The sequence below is a fragment of the Pseudomonas sp. PSB18 genome (assembly GCF_014596565.1).
Classification (GTDB): Bacteria; Pseudomonadota; Gammaproteobacteria; order Pseudomonadales; family Pseudomonadaceae; genus Aquipseudomonas.
In genome coordinates, this window is record NZ_NOIN01000009.1 from 12053 (window position 1) to 35126 (window position 23074).

At 60.7% G+C, this 23074-nt stretch carries 24 protein-coding genes; 5 read left to right on the top strand and 19 right to left on the bottom strand.

The window, feature by feature from the left end; all coding sequences use genetic code 11:
* The first annotated feature begins 155 nt into the window (after positions 1–155).
* A complete protein-coding gene (locus CGA22_RS20310) occupies positions 156–1649 on the top strand; it encodes an Ig domain-containing protein (protein ID WP_052435102.1) in 1494 nt (497 codons plus the stop codon).
* 44 nt (positions 1650–1693) lie between these two features.
* On the opposite strand, the gene CGA22_RS20315 is transcribed toward CGA22_RS20310, so the two are convergent.
* The 6 genes from CGA22_RS20315 to CGA22_RS20340 all read right to left on the bottom strand — a co-directional run bounded on the left by CGA22_RS20315 (position 1694) and on the right by CGA22_RS20340 (position 7066).
* On the bottom strand, positions 1694–2347 hold the full coding sequence (locus tag CGA22_RS20315; RefSeq protein WP_041021860.1) for an HAD family hydrolase: 654 nt from the start codon (positions 2345–2347) through the stop codon (positions 1694–1696).
* 46 nt (positions 2348–2393) lie between these two features.
* Complete coding sequence (locus tag CGA22_RS20320) at positions 2394–3383, bottom strand: ABC transporter ATP-binding protein (protein ID WP_041021859.1); 990 nt, start codon at positions 3381–3383, stop codon at positions 2394–2396.
* The gene (locus tag CGA22_RS20325; protein ID WP_041021858.1) at positions 3380–4180 is read right to left on the bottom strand and encodes an ABC transporter permease; all 801 of its coding nucleotides are present in this window, start codon (positions 4178–4180) and stop codon (positions 3380–3382) included. The genes CGA22_RS20320 and CGA22_RS20325 overlap by 4 nt, the downstream gene beginning before the upstream one ends.
* On the bottom strand, positions 4167–5003 hold the full coding sequence (locus tag CGA22_RS20330) for an ABC transporter permease (RefSeq protein ID WP_162164414.1): 837 nt from the start codon (positions 5001–5003) through the stop codon (positions 4167–4169). The genes CGA22_RS20325 and CGA22_RS20330 overlap by 14 nt, the downstream gene beginning before the upstream one ends.
* A 5-nt stretch (positions 5004–5008) precedes the next feature.
* On the bottom strand, positions 5009–5815 hold the full coding sequence (locus CGA22_RS20335) for an alkaline phosphatase family protein (protein ID WP_041021857.1): 807 nt from the start codon (positions 5813–5815) through the stop codon (positions 5009–5011).
* A gap of 183 nt (positions 5816–5998) precedes the next feature.
* On the bottom strand, positions 5999–7066 hold the full coding sequence (locus CGA22_RS20340) for an ABC transporter substrate-binding protein (protein WP_041021856.1): 1068 nt from the start codon (positions 7064–7066) through the stop codon (positions 5999–6001).
* 361 nt (positions 7067–7427) lie between these two features.
* On the opposite strand from CGA22_RS20340, the gene CGA22_RS20345 reads away from it, so the two are divergent.
* The gene (locus tag CGA22_RS20345) at positions 7428–8156 is read left to right on the top strand and encodes a UTRA domain-containing protein (RefSeq protein ID WP_041021855.1); all 729 of its coding nucleotides are present in this window, start codon (positions 7428–7430) and stop codon (positions 8154–8156) included.
* On the opposite strand, the gene CGA22_RS20350 is transcribed toward CGA22_RS20345, so the two are convergent.
* The 6 genes from CGA22_RS20350 to minC all read right to left on the bottom strand — a co-directional run bounded on the left by CGA22_RS20350 (position 8148) and on the right by minC (position 12760).
* Entirely contained in the window at positions 8148–8330 is a 183-nt protein-coding gene (locus CGA22_RS20350) for a hypothetical protein (protein ID WP_041021854.1), read from the bottom strand. The genes CGA22_RS20345 and CGA22_RS20350 overlap by 9 nt on opposite strands.
* Before the next feature lie 121 nt (positions 8331–8451).
* On the bottom strand, positions 8452–9741 hold the full coding sequence (locus CGA22_RS20355) for a M18 family aminopeptidase (RefSeq protein WP_024779630.1): 1290 nt from the start codon (positions 9739–9741) through the stop codon (positions 8452–8454).
* Positions 9742–9937: 196 nt separating this feature from the next.
* On the bottom strand, positions 9938–10573 hold the full coding sequence (locus tag CGA22_RS20360; protein WP_003204542.1) for an RluA family pseudouridine synthase: 636 nt from the start codon (positions 10571–10573) through the stop codon (positions 9938–9940).
* Positions 10574–10753: 180 nt separating this feature from the next.
* Positions 10754–11008 (bottom strand): cell division topological specificity factor MinE, encoded by a 255-nt coding sequence (minE, locus tag CGA22_RS20365; protein ID WP_007960071.1) that lies wholly within the window; start codon positions 11006–11008, stop codon positions 10754–10756.
* Entirely contained in the window at positions 11008–11820 is an 813-nt protein-coding gene (minD, locus tag CGA22_RS20370; protein ID WP_041021853.1) for a septum site-determining protein MinD, read from the bottom strand. Before minD ends, minE begins: the two co-directional genes overlap by 1 nt.
* Before the next feature lie 202 nt (positions 11821–12022).
* Positions 12023–12760 (bottom strand): septum site-determining protein MinC, encoded by a 738-nt coding sequence (minC, locus tag CGA22_RS20375; protein ID WP_041021852.1) that lies wholly within the window; start codon positions 12758–12760, stop codon positions 12023–12025.
* Positions 12761–12878: 118 nt separating this feature from the next.
* On the opposite strand from minC, the gene CGA22_RS20380 reads away from it, so the two are divergent.
* Complete coding sequence (locus CGA22_RS20380; protein ID WP_041021851.1) at positions 12879–13811, top strand: lipid A biosynthesis lauroyl acyltransferase; 933 nt, start codon at positions 12879–12881, stop codon at positions 13809–13811.
* A gap of 36 nt (positions 13812–13847) precedes the next feature.
* Positions 13848–15008, top strand: a complete 1161-nt coding sequence (locus tag CGA22_RS20385) for a patatin-like phospholipase family protein (RefSeq protein ID WP_041021850.1) — start codon at positions 13848–13850, stop codon at positions 15006–15008.
* Positions 15009–15223: 215 nt separating this feature from the next.
* On the opposite strand, the gene CGA22_RS20390 is transcribed toward CGA22_RS20385, so the two are convergent.
* The 6 genes from CGA22_RS20390 to puuE all read right to left on the bottom strand — a co-directional run bounded on the left by CGA22_RS20390 (position 15224) and on the right by puuE (position 20766).
* Entirely contained in the window at positions 15224–16009 is a 786-nt protein-coding gene (locus CGA22_RS20390) for an outer membrane protein OmpK (RefSeq protein ID WP_041021564.1), read from the bottom strand.
* A 263-nt stretch (positions 16010–16272) separates the two neighbouring features.
* Positions 16273–17574, bottom strand: coding sequence for a urate hydroxylase PuuD (locus CGA22_RS20395; protein ID WP_041021563.1), 1302 nt, complete (start codon positions 17572–17574; stop codon positions 16273–16275).
* Positions 17575–17626: 52 nt separating this feature from the next.
* The gene (locus tag CGA22_RS20400) at positions 17627–18130 is read right to left on the bottom strand and encodes an ureidoglycolate lyase (RefSeq protein WP_041021562.1); all 504 of its coding nucleotides are present in this window, start codon (positions 18128–18130) and stop codon (positions 17627–17629) included.
* A gap of 137 nt (positions 18131–18267) precedes the next feature.
* Complete coding sequence (alc, locus tag CGA22_RS20405) at positions 18268–19263, bottom strand: allantoicase (protein ID WP_041021561.1); 996 nt, start codon at positions 19261–19263, stop codon at positions 18268–18270.
* A 64-nt stretch (positions 19264–19327) separates the two neighbouring features.
* Entirely contained in the window at positions 19328–19843 is a 516-nt protein-coding gene (gene uraD / locus CGA22_RS20410; RefSeq protein ID WP_024779639.1) for a 2-oxo-4-hydroxy-4-carboxy-5-ureidoimidazoline decarboxylase, read from the bottom strand.
* The gene (gene puuE, locus CGA22_RS20415) at positions 19840–20766 is read right to left on the bottom strand and encodes an allantoinase PuuE (protein ID WP_041021559.1); all 927 of its coding nucleotides are present in this window, start codon (positions 20764–20766) and stop codon (positions 19840–19842) included. The genes uraD and puuE overlap by 4 nt, the downstream gene beginning before the upstream one ends.
* Positions 20767–21178: 412 nt before the next feature.
* Between puuE and uraH the strand changes: the two genes are divergently transcribed.
* Entirely contained in the window at positions 21179–21532 is a 354-nt protein-coding gene (uraH, locus tag CGA22_RS20420; RefSeq protein WP_024779641.1) for a hydroxyisourate hydrolase, read from the top strand.
* A 93-nt stretch (positions 21533–21625) separates the two neighbouring features.
* On the opposite strand, the gene CGA22_RS20425 is transcribed toward uraH, so the two are convergent.
* Positions 21626–22981: a hypothetical protein gene (locus CGA22_RS20425; protein WP_156996875.1), complete on the bottom strand. Its 1356-nt coding sequence runs from the start codon at positions 22979–22981 to the stop codon at positions 21626–21628.
* Positions 22982–23074: the final 93 nt, after the last annotated feature.

Sequence of the window (23074 nt, forward strand, 5' to 3'; positions counted from 1 at the left end):
GCTGCGTACCCCAGCGGGATCAAGCTCTCTTGCCACAAGGGCCTGTATCCAACTCATTGATCCGGTAGTTATTCGAACTGTCATTCCTGACAGTAGGCAACCCCTGGCGTTCGCGCATCTAATCGATCCAGGTACCGCCTGAGTGGAGTCCAGCCATGTTGGCCTCAACAACAATAAAGAAAATACTCCCCATTGCCCTCGGCATTGCACTATTGCTGGGATGCAGCGCGACTTCCGAATACCTACAACAGCTGCATACGAATAATGCTGATGAAATAGGCAGGCAGACAGCGATCAATCTGACCGCTCGTTATCATAAAAAAGTGTTCGATTGCGGTTCCAACTCGCCGGCGTACCTGTGTTCGGGGGTTTTATTCAGGGGAACAAAGCCATCCACGTCGTACTATTTTTGGGACCCCAGCCCTTTTTCTGTGACAAGCGGTGGCGTGTCCTTCTCGTATCTGAGGGAGGATTCGAAATACACCAAGCTGGTCTATGGCTACAACAATGGCTTCATCTTTCGCGCTTATCAGGATTCCGGACAGACAGCGGTTCAGCCAGAGATCCTGTGTTCATTTCCCGTGGACGCTTGGACATTCGATAGGGACGATAAGGGTTGCGGACAGTACCACACGTATCCGGGCATCAGCCGGGAATGCCAATCCCAGGGGATCACCACCGCATCCCAATGGCTGACGCACTTTCAATCCGTTGCGTCAGCGCAACGGCCACCTCACCAGTGCGGTTTCAATGTGCGAGCTGCACTCGGTACAGCTGCGGCGAATGCGTTCTACACCAGTCTCGAGGCGCGAACATTGGGCAATAGCGATCCGGTCCTGGGTCCGATCCAGAACGAAGTGCGTGTGGCCACCTGGGCACAGAGTGCAGGTCGTGACTTGCCTATCGAAGCGCTTTTCTACACTCCGGGAGGCTTGCCCGGTGCCCAGCAATATCAGCGGGATTTCTACGCTGAAACCGAGCGATGGCTGCCGATCATTGCCTTGACGTTACCCACCACAACAGCGGGCGACGCGACATTCGACTATCGCAGCGCTGACCAGGCATTTTTCCCCGGCGGACCTCTGTCCATCGACCGAACGCCGTTGGCAGTGGATGGCTTCAGGATCTTCGCTTCCTGGCCTGCGACGGGAGCTGATGCTCCCGGCAACAAAGTGACCCGCAGGGCCGTCGGCGGAACCCCACCGTACCGGTACACCTCCAGCAATACCCAGGTGGCGACGGTCACGGCCAGCGGCCAGGTGACAGGGATAAGGCGTGGTAGTGCGGTGATTACCGTATCCGATTCGAGCACGCCGGTGCAGTCGGCAACCTATACGGCTCAGGTCAGTAACACCTGGTTGCTGGGAGTCGTGGTGCCCGGCACCTTCACGAGTCTGGCAGCTTTTCATCAATGGCTGAGAACCGTCGGCGGATACCTGATCAACAGCAGTGGGCAGTTCCAGATGCTGGAGAATCTGTATGTCCGGCCTTTCCCATTGCCGCGTGGCAGATATTGGCTCGGTGAACATGGCGGCGTTTGTCCAGCGGGTTACTACACCTACTATCATGCTGAAAATACCCAAGCGCTCGCCTGTGCATTACCTGGCGAAAGCAGCGTGACCGGTGCGCTGTATGTCATACCTTATTGAGCTGATGCGACGAAGAACGCGGCTCCCATCAGGTAAGCGTCAGCTTATTTCCAGCTGTGGATCGGCCACCCCGCCAGTTCGGCATGGGCCTTCAACACCGGATCCGGGTTCACCACATGGGGGTAGTCCACCCGTTGCAACAACGGCAGGTCATTGCGGGAATCGGAGTAGAAACTCGCCCCTTCCAGGTTTTCTTCCTCGGCGTCCAGCCAGTCGAGCAAGCGGGCGATCTTGCCTTCGCGGTAGGTCAGGGTGCCCACGGTTTTGCCGCTGTACACTCCATGGGTCACTTCAAGCTCGATCGCCAGGATCTCATCGATGCCCAGGCGTTCGGCAATCGGTCCCACCAGGTGCGTGCCCGAGGCCGAGATCACCAGGATCCGGTCGCCCGCCTTGCGGTGTTCGGCGATGGTCTTGGTGGCGTCGCTGAAGATGATCGGTTCGATGAAGTCCTCCACCCAAGGCGCCACCAGGTGTTCGACTTCTTCCGGCGTGCGGCCGATCATCGGTTCCAGGCTGAAGTCCATGTACTCTTCCATGCGCAGCTTGCCGTGGCTGTAGGCGTCCATCAGCTCATTGTTGCGACGCATGAACGACTCGGGATCGACCCAGCCCAGGCGCCCCATCTGCTCGCTCCAGAGGGTGGCGCAATCGCCGTGGATCAGGGTTTCGTCCAGATCAAAAATTGCCAGGGCCATCAGCACATTTCCCTTCTCAAGATCAGCTTCAGAATCAATACAGCCATCAGGCTACCTCACACAGGGCCGACGGATCGATGGAAAGTGCCAGGCGGGCGCCATCGGGATGCAGGTCGGCCGCCGAACGGTTGAGCACGTCCACCACCAGTTCCACGCCGCGGGCTTCGACCCGGTAGCGGATCACGTTGCCCAGCAGGCTGTGACTGCGGATCAGCGCATCCGGGTCGCCGCTGCGACTCAGCTCGATGGCTTCCGGGCGAATGGCGATACGACTGTTCACCGGCCGTTGCAGCAGTCGGGTGGCGCTGTCGGCGTCCAGCAGGTTGTAGTTGCCGATGAAGCCTGCCGCGAAAACGTCGACCGGCGCAGTGTAAAGGGTTTCGGCATCGCCGCTCTGTACGATCTTCCCCTGGTTCATCAGGAAAATCCGGTCAGACATGGTCAGGGCTTCTTCCTGATCGTGTGTGACGAAAATCGTGGTCAGACCCAATTCGCGCTGGATCTGTCGGATCTGTTCGCGCAGGTGTTTGCGAATCCGCGCATCCAGGGCCGACAGCGGTTCGTCCAGCAGCAACAGGCGCGGCCGGGTCACCAGGGAGCGGGCGAGGGCAACGCGCTGGCACTGGCCGCCGGAGAGTTGATGGGGGTAGCGGCCGGCGAACTCGTGCAGTTCCACCAGGCGCAGGATCTCCTGCACGCGCTGGCGGCTGTCTTCGGCCTGGATCTTTTGCATGCGCAGGCCGAAGGCGACGTTCTGCTCCACGGTCATGTTGGGAAACAGGGCGTAACTCTGGAACACCATGCCGATGCCGCGTTTTTGCGGGCTCAGGGGGACGATGTCCTGGCCGTCCAGCAGGATCTTGCCGGCATCCACTGCCGTCAATCCGGCAATGCAGCGCAGCAGCGTGGACTTGCCGCAGCCGGAAGGGCCGAGGAGGGTGACGAATTCGCCCTTGCCGATTTCGCAATTGATGTCGCTGAACACCGGCGTGCCCGCGTAGCCTTTTTGCAGGTGTTGGACGCTGACGTAGCTCATTGGCTTTTGTCCTTGTTCAGAATGTTCGCCGCCCAGGTCAGGACCAGTACGAAGAAGAAGTAGGAAATCACCAGGGCACTGGTGAAGTGGCCGCTGCTGTTGCGCATGTTGTTCAGGTAGACCTGCAGGGTTTCATAGCGGGTGCCCACCAGGATGTTGGCGAACACGAACTCACCGAACAGGAATGAGAAGGACAGCAGCAGCGCCACCATCAGGCCCTTGCGCAGGTTGGGCAGCACCACCAGCAAGGCCGCCTGGAAGGTGCTGGCGCCGAGCAGTTGGGCGGCGTCCATCAGGTCGCGCAGGTTGATGGCTTGCAGGTTGTTGGTGATCGCGCGGTACATGAACGGCAGGGCGACGGTGAAGTAGCAGCCGATCAGGATCCACGGGGTCCCCACCATTGCCAGCGGGCCGGAGCCATAGAGTTGCAGCAATCCTACCGACGACACCACCGGCGGCACCGCGAAGGGCAGCAGGATGAGAATGTTCATCAGTGCGTCGAGTTTCGGGAAGTGGTAATGCACCACGAACAGCAGTGGCAGGATCAGCACCACCGAAAGCACCAGCGCGCCGACGCAGACGATCAGCGACTGGCCGAAGGCGCTGAGAAAACGTGGGTCGCTCCACAGTTGCACGTACCATTTGAAGGTAAAGCCTGCGGGCAGCACGGTGGCCGACCAACTGCTGGCGATGGAGTAGATCAGCGTGCCGGCCAGGGGCAACAGCAGGATGGCGAACAGCAGGTACACCACGGCCCGATGATAGAGGCCGACAGGGCTCGATTCAGCGCGAGACATGGTAGCTCCTCTTGAGCAGCAGTTGATGGACGACGGTCACCAGGGTCATCAACGCCACCAGCACCACGGCCAGGGCGCTGGCCATGTTCGGGTCCAGGGAGATGTCGCCGGAAACCATGGCGGCGATGCGAATCGGCAGCACGTTGAAATTGCCGGTGGTCAGCGCGTACACCGTGGCATAAGCGCCAAGAGCGTTGGCCAGCAGGATCACGAAGGTTCCCAGCAGCGCCGGGGTCAGCACCGGCAGCCCGATGTGCCGCCAGAACTGCCAGCCGTTGGCGCCCAGCAGCGCGGCGGACTCGCGCCAGTCTTCGCGCAGCGCGTCGAAGGCCGGATAGAGCAGCAGCACGCCCAGGGGGATCTGGAAGTAGGTATAGAGGATGATCAACCCGGTTTTCGAGTACAGGTTGAAGTCTTCGATGATCCCCGCCTGCTTGAGCATGAGGGTGATGCTGCCGTTGAACCCCAGCAGAATGATAAAGGCGAACGCCAGGGGCACGCCGGCGAAGTTGCTGGTCATGTTGGCGAAAGCGTTGACGAAGTTGCGCAGCTTCGAATCGACCCGGCGCAGTGAATAGCTGCCGAGCACTGCGATGATGATCCCGAACACACTGGACCAGAAGCTGATTTCCAGGCTGTGCTGGATCGCTTGCAGGTAGAACTTCGAACTGAAGATCTTGCTGAAATTGGCCAGGCCCCAGCCGAACTCTTCCGACTCCAGGCTGTTGACCAGCACCCAGAGCAGCGGGGCGATCTGGAACACGATGAAGAAAATCGCGAAGGGCACCAGGCACAACGCTGCCAGCCATTTGCCGCGCGTCATGGCATTCACTTGAGCAACTCCTGGCAATACGGTTTGTCGTGAGCAACACCGAGCAACTGGCAAAGGGTGCCGCACAATTCGGTCTGCCGGGGCTTCGCGGCGGGGTCGAGGCTGAAGCTGTCCCCAAGCACGAACAGCGGCACTTCCCGTTCCTCGGCCAACAGGCCGTTATGGGAACGGTCGTTGTTCATCCCGTGATCGGAAGTCACCAGCACCTGATAACCGCCATCGAGCCAGGCTTGCAGGTACACCGCCAGGTTGATGTCGGCTGAGCGGGCGCTGTTGCGGTATTGCGGGGTGTCGAGGCCATGCTTGTGGCCGGCATCATCGATATTCATCGGATGCACCAGCAAAAAGTTCGGCGAATGGCGCTGACGCAAATGTTCGGCGTCGGCGAACAGGTGGGAATCGGGGTAGTGGTCATTCCAGTAGAAATGCCCGTACTGGATCGGCAGGTCGGGGTTGTCGGTATGCCGATCCCGTCCAGCCACGAACGGTGAAGCGTTGTAGAGCTCGCTGACCCAATGGTACGCCGCGGCCGCCGTGCTCAAGCCGCCTTCGGTGGCATAGTGGAAGACGCTGCGCTGGTTCGACAGGCGCGAGACGTTGTTGTGCACGATGCCGCTGTCGATGGGCGCGACGCCGGTGAGGATGCATTCATAGAGCGGGCGGGACAGGGCCGGCAGTTCACATTCCAGTTTGTAGAGAGCCGCGCGTCCTGCGCTGACGTAAGCCTGCAAATGTCCCATGGCATGCCGGGCGACTTCGTAATTGAGGCCGTCGAGCACTACCAGGATGACGTTGTGCTTCATGGGTACCGGGACTCCGGACAGGAACCAGAAAGCTCGGATTCACCGCAGCCCCTGTGGGAGCGAGCCTGCTCGCGATAGCGCAGTGTCAGTCAACTTCAATATTGAGAAGTAGACCGCTATCGCGAGCAGGCTCGCTCCCACAATGGGATCTCCGTTGGGTATCCGAGCGGGCTAACTACCGCTTCACTGCATATTGATGATCACTTCTTCCTGCCACTTCTGTGGCAGTGCCTTGGAGGTCTTCTCCCAGGCATCCGCGTCCTTGATCGGAGTCACGCCTTTATATTGCTCGTTCGGCAGCAGCTTGGCCTTGACCTCTTCCGGCAGCGTCAGGTGCTCGGCGCGGATCGGCCGGGCATTGCCTTTCGCCAGGTTGATCTGGCCGGCGTCGCTGAAGATGTACTCGCGAGTGAGCTTGGCGGCATTCGGGTGCTTGGCGTATTTATTGATGATGGTGGTGTAGCCGGAGATGACCGAGCCGTCGGACGGAATCAGCACGACGTAATCATCCGGGTTGGCCATCTTGGCCTTGTAGCTCAGGCCGTTGAAGTCCCAGACCACGCCGACTTCGACTTCACCCTTTTCCATGGTGGCGATGGTCGGGTTGGCCATGGACAGGCGTCCTTGCTTGGCGATCTCGGCGAACATCAACAGGGCCGGTTGCAGGTTCTTCTCGTTGCCACCGTTGGCCAGGGCCGCTGCCAGTACGCCGTTGGCGGCCTGGGCCGCGGTGCTCACGTCACCGATGGAAACCTTGTATTTGCCGGTTTTGAGATCAGCCCATTTGGTGGGTACTTCGGAACCATGCAACAGCTTCTTGTTGACGATGAACGCGATGGTGCCGGTGTAGGCCAGGGCCCAGTTGCCATCCTTGTCCTTGGCCCAGTCCGGAACCTGTTCCCAGGTGCTTGGCTTGTACGGTTGAACCACGCCCTGTTTGACCGCAATCGGTCCGAACGCCGCGCCCACGTCACCGATGTCGGCGCTGGCGTTGTCTTTCTCGGCGGCGAATTTGGCGATTTCCTGGGCCGAGCTCATGTCGGTGTCGACATGTTTCAACCCGTAGGTCTTGGCCAGGTCTTCCCAGGTGCCTTTCCAGTTCGCCCAGTCATCGGGCATGCCGACGCTGTTCACGGCGCCTTCCGCTTTCGCAGCGGCTTCCAACGTTTTCAGATCGGTATCAGCGGCCATGGCGGCGGTGCACATGGCAATGGTCGAGCCTAACAGTGATGCCAGGAAAAGCTGTTTCATCCGAAGCTCCTATGGGCGTTTTCAACGCGGCGATTGCGGTTGTGTTGGCGGTTATGTTGGTCTAGGTCAGCAATACCTGAGCCAATGTAGGCGAGCCCTGTGACATTTTGATGTCGGCGGTGGATGCACCTACACCGATTCGGTTCGCGCGCAGTGACTGATAGCTAAGCGTAGACCATGGTTAAACAGCTGATACGAAAGGACTTGGCCGCAAATTTGCACATCTGCGAATCGACCGTTCGGCGGTTCTGTCATCTGTCAGTCATGTGCAGTGCCTAGGCTTGCAGGAATGAAAGTGGCTCGGTGCATCCACCGATTTCGCCCCGAAACAGTGCTGGTCTAGTCCAGATAGGTAACGTTGATGCGCGTTGAGACAACCAAAGCGGTGACAACTATCGGGCAGGTCCTGCAAGAGCAGCTTGACCATGGGTTGCTGGCCCCCGGCAGCAAGCTGCCGGCCGAGCGCAAGCTCAGTGAGCTATTCGGCACCACGCGCATCACTGTGCGTGAAGCCTTGTTGCAGCTCGAAGCTCAAGGGCAGATCTATCGCGAGGAACGCCGGGGCTGGTTCGTCTCGCCACCACGCCTGGCCTATAACCTGATGCAGCGCAGCCATTTCCACGCCATGGTGACAGCCCAGGGACGGGTACCTTCTACCCAGGTGATTTCGGCTCGCCTGCAGCCGGCTTCGGCGGCGGTGTGTGCCTGGCTGCAATTGCCGGCCTTGTCGAGCGTGATCCAGATCTGCCGTGTGCGGCGTATCGACGAGCGCCTGGTGTTGTATGTCGAGCATTACCTGAACCCGCAGTATTTTCCCGACATTCTCGGGTTCGATCTCAACCAGTCCATGACCGAGTTGTACGCCCGTCATTACGACCTGCACTACGGCCGGGTGAAATTCGAAATCGTGCCCACGTCTTTACAGCCCGAAGCCGCTGCGGCGCTGAAAGTCTCGGTGGGCAGCCCCGGGTTGCGGATTGCGCGGGTCAACTATGACCAGCATCAACGGCTGATCGATTGCGACCTGGAGTTCTGGCGACACGATGCGATTCATGTCGGAGTGGATGTGCTGGAGGCGGCGTCAGATTGACTCGTTGAGTTTGGTCATGATCCTGAACAGGACTGTGGCGAGGATCAGCAGCATGCCGATCCACATGGCGAAGACCCCGACGTTCTTGTCACGAAAATTGAAGCCGATGGCCAGCAGGATCATGCCGGCGAGGATGGGCACCAGCATGGCGTTGAAGATGGACGAGGGAATCATGGTGACGGCCTTGTCGGGGGGATAAGGTCAGTCTAGCTGGGGTTTTGCGAGGTCGGGATGACCTGCATCAAACGCTGTTGTGGCGAGGGGATAAATCCCCTCGCCACAAGGAATAGGCTAGTCAGGGCAACTCACGACTGGCGTAGAACGCACTCAGCACTTTCACCAGATGCGCCAGATCATGGCTGCCGCACAGTTCGCGGATCGAATGCATGGCGAAGGTCGGCAGGCCGATGTCCACGGTGCGTACGCCCAACTGGCTGGCGGTGATCGGGCCGATGGTCGAGCCGCACCCCATGTCGCTGCGTACCACGAAGCTCTGCACCGGTACTTCTTCGGCCATGCACAGGTGGCGGAAGAACCCGGCGGTTTCGCTGTTGGTGGCATAGCGCTGGTTGCTGTTGACCTTGATGACCGGCCCGGCGTTGAGCTTGGGGCCATGGTTGGCGTCATGTTTGTCGGCGTAGTTGGGGTGCACGCCGTGGGCGTTATCCGCGGAAACCAGCAGGGATTTCTGAATGGTCCGTACGAACTCTTCGCCTTCAGGCAGCAGGCGACGCAGGGTCTGTTCCAGCATCGGGCCGTCGGCGCCACAGGCCGAGCAGGAGCCCACTTCCTCGTGATCGTTGCACACCAGCACGCAGGTTTCTTCCGAGTCGGCGTTGAGCAAGGCCTGCAGGCCCGCGTAGCACGACAGCAGGTTGTCCAGGCGCGCGCCGGCAATGAAGTCGCCATGCAAGCCGATGATCGCGGCGCTCTGGGTGTCGTAGAAACTCAACTCGTAGTCGAGCACCACGTCGGCGTTCAGGCCGTGTTCGCGGGCCAACTGGTCAGTGAGTACGGCACGGAAGTCGACGCGCTCGTCGCCGGCGAACTGCGCGAGGATTGGCGGCAGTTCGTTCTGCGGGTTGATGGCCCAGCCCTGGTTGGCTTCGCGATTGAGGTGGATGGCCAGGTTTGGGATCGTGGCAATGGGTGCCTTGAAGTCGATCAGTTGGCTTTCGACCTTGCCGTCCCGGCGGAAGGTGACGCGTCCGGCCAGGGACAGGTCGCGGTCGAACCACGGCGCCAGCAGCGCGCCGCCGTACACTTCCACCCCCAGTTGCCAGAAGCCGTGACGTTGCAGCTCAGGCTGGGGCTTGACCCGCAGGCAAGGGCTGTCGGTGTGGGCGCCGACCAGGCGGATGCCGTCGTGCAGCGGCGCGTTGCGGCCCAGCTTGAAGGCGATGATCGAAGAGTCGTTGCGCGTGACGTAATAGCGACCGTTGGCCTCGGTGGCCCAGGTCTCGCGTTCGTCGAGGCGCTGATAACCCGCCGCCTCCAGGCGTTGGGCAAGGCTGGCGGTGGCATGGAACGGGGTAGGGGAGGCCTTGAGGAAATCGATCAGGCCCTGGTTCAACTCTGCGCGCATAAATAGCTCCAGACAGCAATGGGCGGAGTTTACCGTATTGGCCGTTGATAGGGAGGGGGCTGAAGTCGATGTTGACTGGGCTGTCCTCATCGCGAGCAGGCTCGCTCCCACAGGTATTTGCGCTGAACACGGAACCTGTATTCGACGAAGATCCCTGTGGGAGCGAGCCTGCTCGCGATGAGAACGCCGCAATCCTTCAGAACGGCGCCGGGCACTCGAAGCGCAGGCGCTCGCCGCTTTGCGGATGGGTGAAGCTGAGCATGCTGGCGTGCAGGCACAAGCGGGGCCAGGCGGCCAGGGCCTGCGGGTGGGCATAGAGGCCGTCACCCAGGAGCGGATGGCCGATGGACAGCATGTGCACGCGTAGCTGGTGCGAGCGTCCGGTGATGGGCGTCAGTTCGACCCTGCACCAATCGCCACAACGTTCCAGTACGCGCCAGAAGGTCAGGGCGTGCTTGCCATGCTCATGGTCGACCACGTGGCGGGGCTTGGTCGGCGGGTCGTAGCGCAGGGGCAGATCAATGCTGCCGCTGTCCAGCTCCGGTTGGCCCCAGCACAACGCGGTGTAGGCCTTTTCGGTTTCCCGGTCATGAAACTGCCGGGACAGTTCGCGATGGGTGTCCGGGTCCCGGGCCAGCAGGATGATGCCCGACGTCTCCCAATCCAGTCGGTGCACGATGCGTGCTTCCGGGTAGCCATTTTCCTGCAGGCGGGTGATCAGGCAGTCCTTGTTGTCGTCGGCCCGACCGGGCACCGACAGCAGCAGGGTCGGCTTGTCGACCACCAGGACGGCGGCGTCCTGATGAATGATGCGGATGTTGGAAAGGGGCATTGAAAACAGTCTCGGTACAAACGCCAACGGCGGCTCGGATCCATTCCCTGTGTGGGAGCGAGCCTGCTCGCGATTGCAGTGGTCCAGCTTGCATTGAAGCTGAAGGGTCCACCGTCATCGCGAGCAGGCTCGCTCCCACATAGGTTCAGGCCCGAGCCGCCGTGGCTCCAGCTGGATCGATCAGCGATCCGGCAGGGTGATATTGAGTTCCAGAATCGAGCAGCTACCCTGGCTTTCCAGTGCGACATGGACGTCATCGTTGCCGATATTGACGTACTTGCGGATCACTTCGACCAGTTCCTTCTGCAAGGAGGGCAGGTAGTCCGGGGTGCTGCGTTGGCCGCGTTCGTGCGCCACGATGATCTGTAGACGCTCTTTCGCGACCGAGGCGGTACTGGGCTTTTTGTTGGCACGAAAGAAGTCAAAAAGGTTCATTACCTACCTCCAAACAGGCGCTCGAAGAATCCCTTCTTCTCGACGTTGAGGAACCGGTGTTCCAGGTCTTTGCCCAGCAGACGGTCGACAGTATCGCTGTAGGCCTGGCCGGCGTCGCTCTGGTCGTCGAGGATCACCGGGACGCCCTGGTTGGAAGCCTTGAGCACCGCCTGGGATTCCGGGATCACGCCGAGCAGGCGTACCGCGAGGATTTCCTTGACGTCTTCGACACCGAGCATTTCGCCCTTTTCCACGCGCTCCGGGTGATAGCGGGTGATCAGCAGGTGTTCCTTGATCGGCTCTTCGCCCTTCTCGGCGCGACGGGATTTGCTCGCCAGCAGGCCCAGCATGCGATCGGAGTCACGTACCGAGGACACTTCCGGGTTGGTCACGACAATCGCTTCGTCAGCGAAGTACATCGCCAGGTGGGCACCTTTCTCGATACCGGCCGGGGAGTCGCAGACCACGAACTCGAACTGTTCCTTGAGATCCATCAGGACTTTTTCCACGCCTTCCTGGGTCAGCGCGTCTTTGTCGCGGGTCTGGCTGGCGGCCAGCACGTAGAGGTTCTCAAGGCGCTTGTCCTTGATCAGGGCCTGTTGCAGGTTCGCTTCGCCATTGACGACGTTGACGAAGTCATAGACCACGCGCCGCTCGCAACCCATGATCAGGTCGAGGTTACGCAGGCCGACGTCGAAGTCGACGATGACAGTCTTGTGGCCGCGCAGTGCGAGGCCGGTACCGATAGCGGCGCTGGTGGTGGTCTTACCCACACCACCCTTGCCGGATGTAACCACGAGAATCTTGGCCAAGGTGTTTCACCCCTAAGGAAAAAGGACGTTGTCCGTCCTTGAAAAACATCTCTTGAAAACTGCTGCAATTGGACAGGCTTGGCTGGAATAGGGTGCTGGGCCGGGTTTACCTCCGGTAAACACTGCCTGATCCTTTTTTCCTACGTCGTTTTAGCCGTTTTCGCTACGTTTTAGAGATGCTTGGAAAATGCGGCAGTATCCGTTAAAGCCGAATGATGTTCAACACGTCGCCCGACAGGCTGACCTGCACGCCGGCCCCCCACAGCGGGTCACGGCGTAAATCTTCGGAAACCTTGTACTGTCCGGCGATGGAGAGCAGTTCAGCGCTCAATTGCTGGCAGAAAATCCTGGCTTTCGTGTCACCCTTGACGCCGGCCAGCGCGCGGCCGCGCATCGGACCGTATACATGGATGTTGCCATCGGCCAGAAGTTCCGCCCCCGGGCTGACCGAGGACACTACGACCAGATCGCCACCCTGGGCATAAATCTGCTGTCCGCCGCGCACGGGCGAGGTAATGACCCGGGTCGGCTTGACCTCGGGCGCCGGCGGTTTTTCCGGTTTTTTCGCCGCTTCGGCCGGGGCCGGTTCCAACAAACGCTCCCGGGCGCCGGACGGTGGTAGCACCGGAATGTCCACGGCGATGGCGGCGGCGATGTCTTCGATGCGGCTGGCGCGGATTGCCAGGGTGCGCAGGCCATGCTGGCGGCAGACGCGCATCAGGCCCGGCAGGTCCACCGAGCCCTCGTTGGCCGGCAGCTTGTCCAGGGCCAGCACCAGCGGGGCATTGCTGAAGAAATTCGGCGCCTGGGCGACTTTGGCCGCGAGCTGCCGGTCAAGGCCCTCCAGGTCGTTGCGGGCCAGCTCCAGCACCGTAATGGCGAGCATGCTGCCCTTCAGCTGGAACACGGGATCTTGGTCTAGCGGTTCGGTTTGGCTCATGGTCGGCGTACAACGGCTTGTCACTAAAAGTGCCGAGACTTATAACGAGATCGTCCGCGAGCCGCAAGCCGGGTCGAACGATGTAGAATGCGCGGCCCATGTCTTTATGGAAGCTGTAATGGATCGCCCGCGTTTTCGAAGTGCTTTTTTTCACCCGCGTTTCTGGCTGCTATGGTGCGGCCTGGGGCTGTTGTGGCTGATCGTTCAGTTGCCTTACCCGTTGCTGCTGCGGGTCGGTCGTGTCCTGGGGGCACTGATGTACCGGATGGCCGGCGACCGACGGCGCATCGCCAGGCGCAATCTGGAGCTGTGTTTTCCGGAAAAATCCGCGGCGGAACGCAAGCGTCTGCTCAAGGAAAACTTTGCCTCGACCGGTATCGCCTTCTTCGAAATGGCCATGAGCTGGTGGTGGTCGCGTTCGCGGCTGGCCAGGCTGGCTCATGTCGAAGGCCTGGAGCATCTCAAGCAGGCCCAGCGCGAGGGCAAGGGCGTGATCCTGATGGCCTTGCATTTCACGACGCTGGAAATCGGCGCGGCCTTGCTCGGCCAGCAGCACACTATTGACGGCATGTACCGGGAGCACAAGAATCCGCTGTTCGACTACATCCAGCGCCGGGGCCGTGAACGGCATAACCTCGATTCCCTGGCGGTGGAACGTGAAGATGTGCGTGGCATGCTCAAGTTGCTGCGCGCCGGCCGGGCGATCTGGTACGCACCGGATCAGGATTACGGCGCCAAGCAAAGCGTGTTCGTGCCATTGTTCGGCATCCAGGCGGCCACGGTGACCGCCACCAGCAAGTTCGCCCGTCTCGGCAAAGCGTTGGTGGTGCCGTTCGTCCAGGAACGCCTGGCCGATGGCAGCGGCTATCGTCTGGTGATCCAGGCGCCGTTGGAAGATTTTCCGGGTGAGACCGAGGAAGCCGATTGCATCCGTATCAATCGGTGGGTGGAGCAGTCGGTGAGCGACTGCCCCGAGCAATACCTCTGGGCCCACCGGCGTTTCAAGAGTCGTCCACCGGGCGCGCCGAAGCTGTACGACAAGCGCGGTTGAGCCTGCAGTTCCCATCCATGAGCACGGAGTGTTGCGATGATCCCAGCTGAACCGGTGACAGGTTTGATTCTTTCCGGCGGCGGGGCTCGGGCGGCGTATCAGGTGGGGGTGTTGGCGGCGATTGCCGAATTGTTGCCGGACGAGGCGCAGAACCCGTTTCCGGTGATCGTCGGTACCTCGGCCGGGGCGATCAATGCGGTCAGCCTGGCGAGCGGGGCGATGCACTTCAAGACGGCCATCGAGCGGTTGACGGCGTTCTGGCGAACGGTGCGCAGCCATCAGGTCATGCGCAGCGACTGGTACGGTGTGCTGGGCCAGGCGACGCGTTTCATCACCCACAGCCTGCTGGGCCTGGGGGCCAAGTTGCCGGTGGCGCTGGTCGACAGTTCGCCGTTACGGACGCTGCTGGAGGCGCAATTCCACGCTTCGGGTATCGAGCAGGCCATTGCAGAGCACCAGTTGCGTGCGGTGGCGGTGACTGCGTTCGGTTATGAGTCCGGCCAGGCCGTGACGTTCTACCAGGGCCGCGGGACCATCGACGCCTGGTTGCGGCACCGTCGGATCGGCGTGCCGACCGTGCTGTCGGTCGAGCATCTGCTGGCCAGTTCGGCGATTCCCCTGCTGTTCGCGCCGGTCAAGATCGGTCCGCAGTATTTCGGCGACGGCGCGGTGCGTCAGCCGGCGCCCATCAGCCCGGCGTTACACCTGGGCGCGAATCGGGTGCTGGTCATCGGTGTCAGCGGCAACCCTCGTGGGCCGGGTGCGGCGGAACCGGTGGCGCGCAGCTACACCGGCCTGCAACCGACTCTGGCACAGATCGGCGGACATATGCTCAACAGCACCTTCATTGACAGCCTGGAAAGCGATATCGAGTTGCTTCAGCGCCTGAACGGGTTCAGTCATTTGCTGCCCGACGACGTGCCGGCCCACACCCTGGGCGCGGCGCCGGTAGACGTGCTGGTGATTTCGCCGAGCCAGCCGATTGATGAAATCGCTGCCCGCCACCGTCAGGAGCTGCCCCGTGCGCTACGGGTTTTCCTGCGCGGGCCAGGCGCGACCAAGACCAGCGGCGCCAGTGTGTTGAGCTATTTGCTGTTCGAGTCGGGGTATTGCAACGAACTGATCGAGCTGGGTCGCCAGGATGCCCTGGCCCAGCGCGATGAACTGAGCCGGTTCCTGGGGTTGGCCCGAGGGTGATGCAAGCCGATCCAGTGCCATCGCGAGCAGGCTCGCTCCCACAAGGGGTCTACATGGCGAGCGCGAAATCTCAACCCACCCCCATAACCCCTGTGGGAGCCGAGCTTGCTCGCGATGACGGTGGTACATCCAGCACCTACTTGGCCTGATCCACCGCTATCGCGAGCAAGCTCGGCTCCCACAAGAATTCCTGTGTATCCAGGATCAAGGGGGGCTCAGAAGTGATACTTCAGCAAGAAGCTCGTGTTGCTCTGGTTGGTCTTGAACCCTTCGCTGTCTTCGATCCCGTACTTGTTCTTCCAGTAGTCATATTCCACACCCACATACAACTGCTTGGCACCCAGGTTCATGGCTTTGCCCAGGTCATATTTGATCTGCGGGTTGATGTGCAGGTTGGCGTGGGAGGTGCCTTTGGCATTGCTGTCGTTGTCCACCACCCAGTCGATGAAACCGTCAATCAGGATGTCCGACGAGCCCACGGGAATCGTGTACGCCCAGACCGGGGTGATCTGCCAGACGTTGTCGCCAGCCCGTGGGCCTTCGGTCTGGCGGTTGTAGAAATTCAGCTGGAAGTAATCGAAGCCGGGAATCGCCAGGTCGAAGCCCGGGCCGATCAAGTAGGACTCGTTGTCGCCTTCGCCAAACTCGTAGGTCATGGCCAGTAGCACGTCCTTGATCGGCCCCGCCTCGAGCTTGCGATCGAAAATCTTGCCGAACGACAGGCGCGGGCTGAATTCGCCATAGTAGGTGTTCGGTCCCGACTGACCGTCCTCCTTGCCGTTGTAGAAGATCCGGTCGAGGAAAAAGAAGTTGTCGCCGTATTTCCAGGCATCGGCGTGTTCGAAGGTCACGGTCTGCTGGATGCGCGGGTTGACCTGGAAATCCTTGCCGTACAGGTAGGTCAGGCTGTTGTTCTGCCATTGGAACAGATCGTCGGCCATGACCTGGCCGCAGGCCAGCAAGGATCCTGCGAGTATCAGGCTGGTGCACGTGCATTTCATTCGGTTTGCTCCCAAGGTAAGTGGTACCGCTTTTTTTGTCAGCGCTCTGGTGTGGCGCCTTTTCTCCAGATAAAACATCCGTTCGGTCAGGTTTTTGCTTGTGGCAAATCCTGCTGGTCGAGCCCAGGGGGAAAATTCCCGAAGGGCTCGTTCAACTGTCTGGAACAATGTTTGGCGAGATGCAGGGAGTGGCTGGCAGGCGACTGGGTCGCCTGCCAGCGGGCAGTACGTGTATCGGGTTCAGTCAGGTCGGGTAGGGGGACTCAGTTGGTCTGCGCGCCCTGGGTGATCCACGCGCCGATCAGGTCCCGTTCCTGCTGAGTCATCTGGGTGATGTTGCCCAGTGGCATGATCTGGGTGGTCACGGCCTGGGCCTGGATACGCGCGGCCTGTTGCTGGATCTGCTGTGGCGTATCGAACATCACCCCGGCCGGTGCCGCGCTGAACAGCGGACTGGTGGGCTTGGCCGAATGGCAGACCGAGCAGCGTTCCTGAATCACGCTGTGCACCTTCTCGAACGAAGGGCCCTGGGCATAGGCGGCCTGGGCAGGTGCCGCGGCAGGCTGTGCTGGTGCGGTCTGCGGCTTGGCGCCACCGCCCACGGCGGTTTCCGGCAGCGGCTGGTACTCGATGGCGGCGGGCGCCTTGGCCACGTCCGGGGCGATGGATGCGGGCTTGGGCCCGGTGACATACGCCAGGCAGATCATCGCCAGGGCGCCGACCGGCAGCGTCCAGGCAAACCGGTTGCTGTCGTGGCGGGTGTTGAAGTAGTGACGCACCAGCACCGCCGCCACCGCAATCCCGGCGAGGATCAGCCAGTTGTATTGGCTACCGTAGGTGCTCGGGAAGTGGTTGCTGATCATGATGAACAGCACCGGCAGGGTGAAGTAGTTGTTGTGGCGCGAGCGCAGCAAGCCCTTGGCCGGCAACGCCGGATCGGGTGTGCGGTTCTCGGCGATGGCGGCGACCAGCGCACGCTGTGCCGGCATGATGATGCGGAACACGTTGCCGACCATGATTGTGCCGATGACCGCCCCGACATGCAGGTACGCACCGCGGCCACTGAATACCTTGCTGAACCCGTAGGCCGCGGCGATCAGCAGCACGAACAGGATCGCGCCGAGCAGGGCGGGGCGCTTGCCCAGGGCCGAGTCGCAAAGGAAGGAATAGACAAACCAGCCGACGAACAACGAGCCGATGCCCAGGGCGACGCCTTCGGGCCCGCTCAAACTGCTGCCGGGGGCCAAAAGGTAGATCGTCGGGTTCCAGTAGAACACCACGCACAGCAGCGCGATACCCGACATCCAGGTGAAATAGGCTTCCCACTTGAACCAGTGCAGGTTGTCGGGCATGGACGGCGGTGCGAGTTTGTATTTTTCCAGGTGGTAGATGCCGCCACCGTGGATGGCCCACAGGTCACCGGCCAGGCCGCTCCTGGGGTTGACGCGATTGAGGTTGTTTTCCAGCCAGACGAAATAGAACGACGCGCCGATCCAGGCCACGCCAGTGATCATATGAACCCAGCGGATGCTCAGGTTCAGCCATTCCAGCAAATGTGCTTCCACAGTCGTTACCTCTCGCCCGTCACGCTTGTTCTCGCGTGATCGGACGCTTCTCTTATTGGTGGGGATCGAGGATCAACCACTCATCCTCTTCGAAGAAATGCTCATCGCAGTTATTGCCTGTGCCACTGCGATCAACCACCAGGAAGTCATCCCGCTTTTCGATCGTCAGCACCGGGTGGTGCCAGACGCCGCGATGGTAATTGATGCCCTGCCTGCCGTTGGTGACGAAGGCGCGGACCAAGCCTGATACAGGTGCATCGCCAAGTGGCGCGACCACGATCAGAAAGGGGTTGCCGAGCAGCGGAATGAACGCCTGGCTGCCCAGCGGATGGCGCTCCAGCATGCGCACGGTCAACGGCATGTCCAGCGCGTCGGCGCGGAAGATGCTGATGATTGCCTTATCGTCCGGCGCGGCGGTTTCAACCGTCGCCAGGCGATGGAAGCGCATGGTCGAACCGTTATTGATCATGAAGTGATCGCTGCCGTCGGTTTCGATCACGTCACCGAAGGGGGCGAAGGCTTCTTTGGTCAAGGGTTCGATCTTGAGTGTGCGCATGCTGGTCTTCTTAATCTCTTGATTTGATCGTTCCCATGCTCTGCGTGGGAACGCCTCACCGGACGCTCTGCGTCCGCTTTGTGACGCAGAGCGTCACGGTATGCATTCCCACGCAGAGCGTGGGGACGATCATCGTGTCACTTCGCGACCTTACCCAATACCCGCAGGCGACTCACACCCCCATCCGGGAACACATTCAGGCGGATGTGGGTAATTGGCCCCAGGGCCTTGATCTGCTCGGCGAACGTGTGTTCGGCGTGCATTTCCAGTTTCTGGCTCGGCAGCAGCTCGCGCCAGAACAGTGACTGGGTTTCGATCTGGCTGTCGGTGCCGCCCTTGACGAAGGCGCCCTGGATCGAGCAGCTGTCGGGGTAGTTGCCCTTGAAGTGCAGGGTGTCGACGATGACTTTCTCGACTTCGCCGGCATGGCCCAGGGCGACGATGACCCAGTCGTTGCCTGGCGTACGGCGCCGGGCGGTTTCCCAGCCGTCGCCCATGTTGACGCCACGGCCCGGGTTGAGGATGTTGCTCATGCGCCCGAAGTGCTCGTCGGAGCAAGCCAGGGCGCGACCGCCGTTGAGGGCGGCGGCCAGGTCGATCTGTTCGTTGTCGCCGACGGCCGACCAGTCGCGATACGGAATGCCGTAGACCCGCAACCGGGCCACGCCGCCATCAGGGTAGATGTTGAAGCGCAGGTGGCTGAAGGCCTGGTCGTTGCTGATTTCGTGATAGTGGTGGCTGTTTCCTTGCAGCTCGACGGCAGACAGCACTTCGGTCCACTGGGTGTTGTCGTCCGGCTCGCCTTCGGCCAGGAAGCAGGCTTCCAGGGACGCCGACGGTGGGTAGTTGCCGGTGAAGAATGAAGTGTCGATGTCCACGCCCTTGATCGAACCCGGTACACCCAGGCGGATCACTGCGCTGTCGTAGCCTTCGAAGCGCTTGCGACGCGACTCCCAGCCGTCCATCCATTTGCCGTTGTCATCGAACACGCCTTCCTTCCACACGGCCGGTGTGGGTTGGAACAGGCGGTTGGCGTCGGCGAACCAGTCATCGGTGACGGAGATGATCTTTGTGCCGAGACGGGCGTCGGCCAGGTTGACGAACTTCTCGAAAGGTACGGCGTAAGCTTTCATTCTTCTTGTCTGCCTTTAAATAAGTTGGCTGGGGATGCTTGCTGGCCTGGACTCAGGCTGCTCGCTAAAGGGTCAGTAGTCGGAACAACGCGATCTTGTTGATCTCCGCCAGTGCGCACTTGAACTCGGTGTCCACCGGGTTATGGATGCGGGTTTCGAATGCCGCGAGGATCTGATGCCGGTTGCTGCCTTTTACCGCCATGATGAAGGGAAACTCGAACTTGGCCTTGTAGGCGTCGTTCAGCTCGGTGAAGCGCTGGAACTCTTCGGCCGTGCATTGGTGAATACCGGCGCCGGCCTGTTCGTTCGTGCTGGCTTCGGTCAGTTGGCCCTGGACGGCGGCTTTGCCGGCCAGGTCCGGGTGAGCGTTGATCAGGGCCAGTTGGCTCGCGTGATCGGCACTCAACAGGATGTCGCTCATGCGCTGGTGCAGGGTTTCGATCTCGTCGATCGACGGGTCCTGGCCGAGGTCGAAGGCTTTCTCGGCGACCCATGGCGAGTGTTCGTAGATATCGGCGAAGGCGTCGACGAACGCCTCGCGGCTCAAGGTCGACGGCTTGAGGGTCTGGAACGCGGTCATTTCAAGGCTCCAGGATGCGGATGGGTCTGCTGCCAGTGGCGGGCGATGTCGACGCGACGGCTGAACCAGACCTGCTCATGACCCTTGGCGTACTCGAGGAAACGCTTGAGGGAGGCGAGGCGGGCCGGACGGCCGATCAGGCGGCAGTGCAGGCCGATGGAAAGCATCTTCGGGGCCTCGGCGCCTTCGGCATACAACACATCGAAGGCATCCTTGAGGTATTGGAAGAAGTCGTCGCCGTTGTTGAACCCCTGCACCTGGGTGAAGCGCATGTCGTTGGTATCGAGGGTGTACGGGATCACCAGGTGCGGCTTGCCGTTGGGGGTGTTCGGTTCCCAGTAGGGCAGATCGTCGTCGTAGGTGTCGCTGTCGTAGAGGAAACCGCCTTCTTCCATCACCAGCCGCCGGGTGTTGGGGCCGGTGCGGCCGGTGTACCAGCCCAGTGGGCGTTCGCCGGTGATTTCGGTGAGGATGCGGATCGCTTCGAGCATGTGCTCGCGTTCCTGGGCTTCATCCATGTACTGGTAGTCGATCCAGCGATAGCCGTGGCTGCAGATTTCATGACCGGCGGCGACCATGGCACGGATCACGTCCGGATGACGCTGTGCGGCCATGGCCACGGCGAAGATGGTCAGCGGAATATCGAATTCCTTGAACAGCTTGAGAATCCGCCATACCCCCGCGCGGCTGCCATACTCGTACAGCGATTCCATGCTCATGTTGCGCTCGCCCTGCAGCGGTTGCGCCGCGACCATTTCCGAAAGGAACGCTTCGGACTCCTTGTCGCCGTGCAGGATGTTGCGCTCGCCACCTTCTTCGTAGTTGAGCACGAAGGACAGGGCGATGCGGGCGTTGCCCGGCCAGTGGGGATGGGGAGGGTTACTGCCGTAACCGATCAGGTCGCGTGGGTAGTCAGCGCTCACTGCAGTCTTCCTTCTTGTTCGTACCATGTAGGTGGCGCCCGGGCGATGAAGCAAAAGCTGGCGTCACGACGATGGGTTAATTGTATACAACTTTATGGGCGATTTGTAAGCCTGATTTTTTGCATTTTTCACCGTACCCCTGGCTGCCCTACACTGCAAGAAATCTGCCGGGTTGGTCAATTAATCATTGGAGGAGCCGTGTATCCTTTGGTTTGGCCCGAACCCCGAGCTTAAGAACGTGCGGGCAAAGGGCGCGGCAGATGTGTGTTTTTTATTGTGTACAATTTCTATTTAAAATGTCTTAATTTGCACATCGCCGCGGCGTTTCATGCTCTGAAACGGTGCGGCTTGTCTTTCAACTGATTCAGGAGGCGTCGGGCCGGACTGCCCTGCAGCGAGGCGCGCACAATCAATGGGACGTTTGACTACTCACGTTTTGGATGCTGCACATGGCTGCCCGGGCAGTTCGATCAAGGTCGAGCTGTACCGTGTGGAAGGCCCGCAACTGCACCTCGTCGCCAGCGCGTCGACCAACAGCGATGGCCGTTGCGATGCACCACTGCTGCAAGGGGAGGACTACCGTTCGGGGGTCTATCAGTTGCAGTTCCACGCCGGCGATTACTACCGTGCCCGGGGTGTGCAATTGCCCGATCCGGCCTTCCTCGATGTGGTGGTGCTGCGCTTCGGAATCTCGGCCGAGCAGGAGCACTATCACGTGCCCCTGCTGATTTCGCCCTACGCCTATTCAACCTATCGCGGCAGCTGACCCCAAGCAGCCGCCTGCTCCTGGAAGTGCCTGCGCATGGCGCTTCTCTGGTTTTTGCCCGCTCACACTGCGGGCTTTTTTTTGCTTGCCCATTTACAGCCGGGCATTGTCATCCCGGATGATGAAGACGGTGTCGGCGTAGCCTGGCAGGATCTGGGAACCGCCCTTGAGCCAGATGATCTTGTTGGCGGCATGGGCGTCCCTGACGGCTTGCGCGGCGGCGTCGCCGACCTGGGTTTCCAGGTTCATGCCGGTGGTGTTGGGGTTGGTGTGGGTGGGCAGGGACAGCTTTGGGATCCGGGTGCGATGCAGGCTCATGAAAAACAGGTAGTCATGCCCTGTTCGCCGAAAGACCAATGCCGGAAAGCTGTTGAAGTTGTTGGGCTCCATGACCGTATAGCCATTACGGGTCAGGAGGCCGGCCATGAAGCGTTTGAAGTCCACTGTCGAATACGTCGAGAGGAAGAAATCCCACTGGCGCCGGAAACGCATGGGGTCGAAATCAAGCCGGTCCAATGTGCCTGTCGTGGACGGGAAGGGCAGCTCGATCGCGCGCGAGGTGCTCGTAACGCCTGAAGAGGTCGGAAGAATCGAGAGCATCAGCAATGGATCGCTCCATTGCGGGTGCAGTGAAGGGGTGGCTTGTTCCCAACTGTGGAAAATCTGCCGGAGTGCGGTCAGCCCCGCTGCGTCGGCGTAAGTCGAGCTGTTGGCCAGCTCGAACTGCTTTCTGGCGATGTTTTCCAGGGTCACGGTCGTCACCTCCGGGAAAACGTCCCTGACGTAGGCCGTCAGGGGTTTCTCGAAGGGCAGCCTGGCGTCGATCTCCCAGTGATTATCCGGTGGGACGCGTATGACAGCCCTGGGCTGTTCGTCAGGTGTATGCCTGAGGATGGCCTCCAGCAGGTCGAAATCATAGGCAGGATGACTGGGGGGCTGGATGTAGCTGATCGGGAATTCACGATCCTCCATGCGGCTCATCACCTTGTAGTGAATATCGTTCACCGTGATGAAATGAGGCCGTGTGAGCGTGGGCTTGAACGCCCAGTCCCGCCTGAATACCGCCGGGCCTTGCACAGCGGGTTCGTTTTGCGGAGGCGACGTTGTGCGCTGGCGCTTGGGCGCGGGCCCTTCGGAGGGCTCATCGTCCGACAGGCTGTGGAGGGTAATGGTCTGCGGGGAGTCACTGGTGTCTGTCTCGACGGGCTGGGCAACCCGCCGCCACAGGAGACTGCCTTCCACCTGTTCCAGGCGTGGTCCGGAGGCGATGAGTTCGGTGCTTGATCGGGCCCGGTAGTTCTGTTCGGCATCGCGACCCAGCAATACCGTTGCACCGTCTTCCAGCTCGACGTATGTGCGTGTCCTGAACGTCCGGATGCCGGAGGTCGCGTCTGGCGCCGATAACAAGGGGACCAGTTCGGGTGAAAGGTGGTAACTGTCCAGCGACACCGGGGCGGCCTCACCTTGGGCGGACGCCTGTTGTGTGATTTCGGATACCTGGAAGGTCGTAGGCTGGGGTTCTGACGCTTCGGTGTGTCTTCC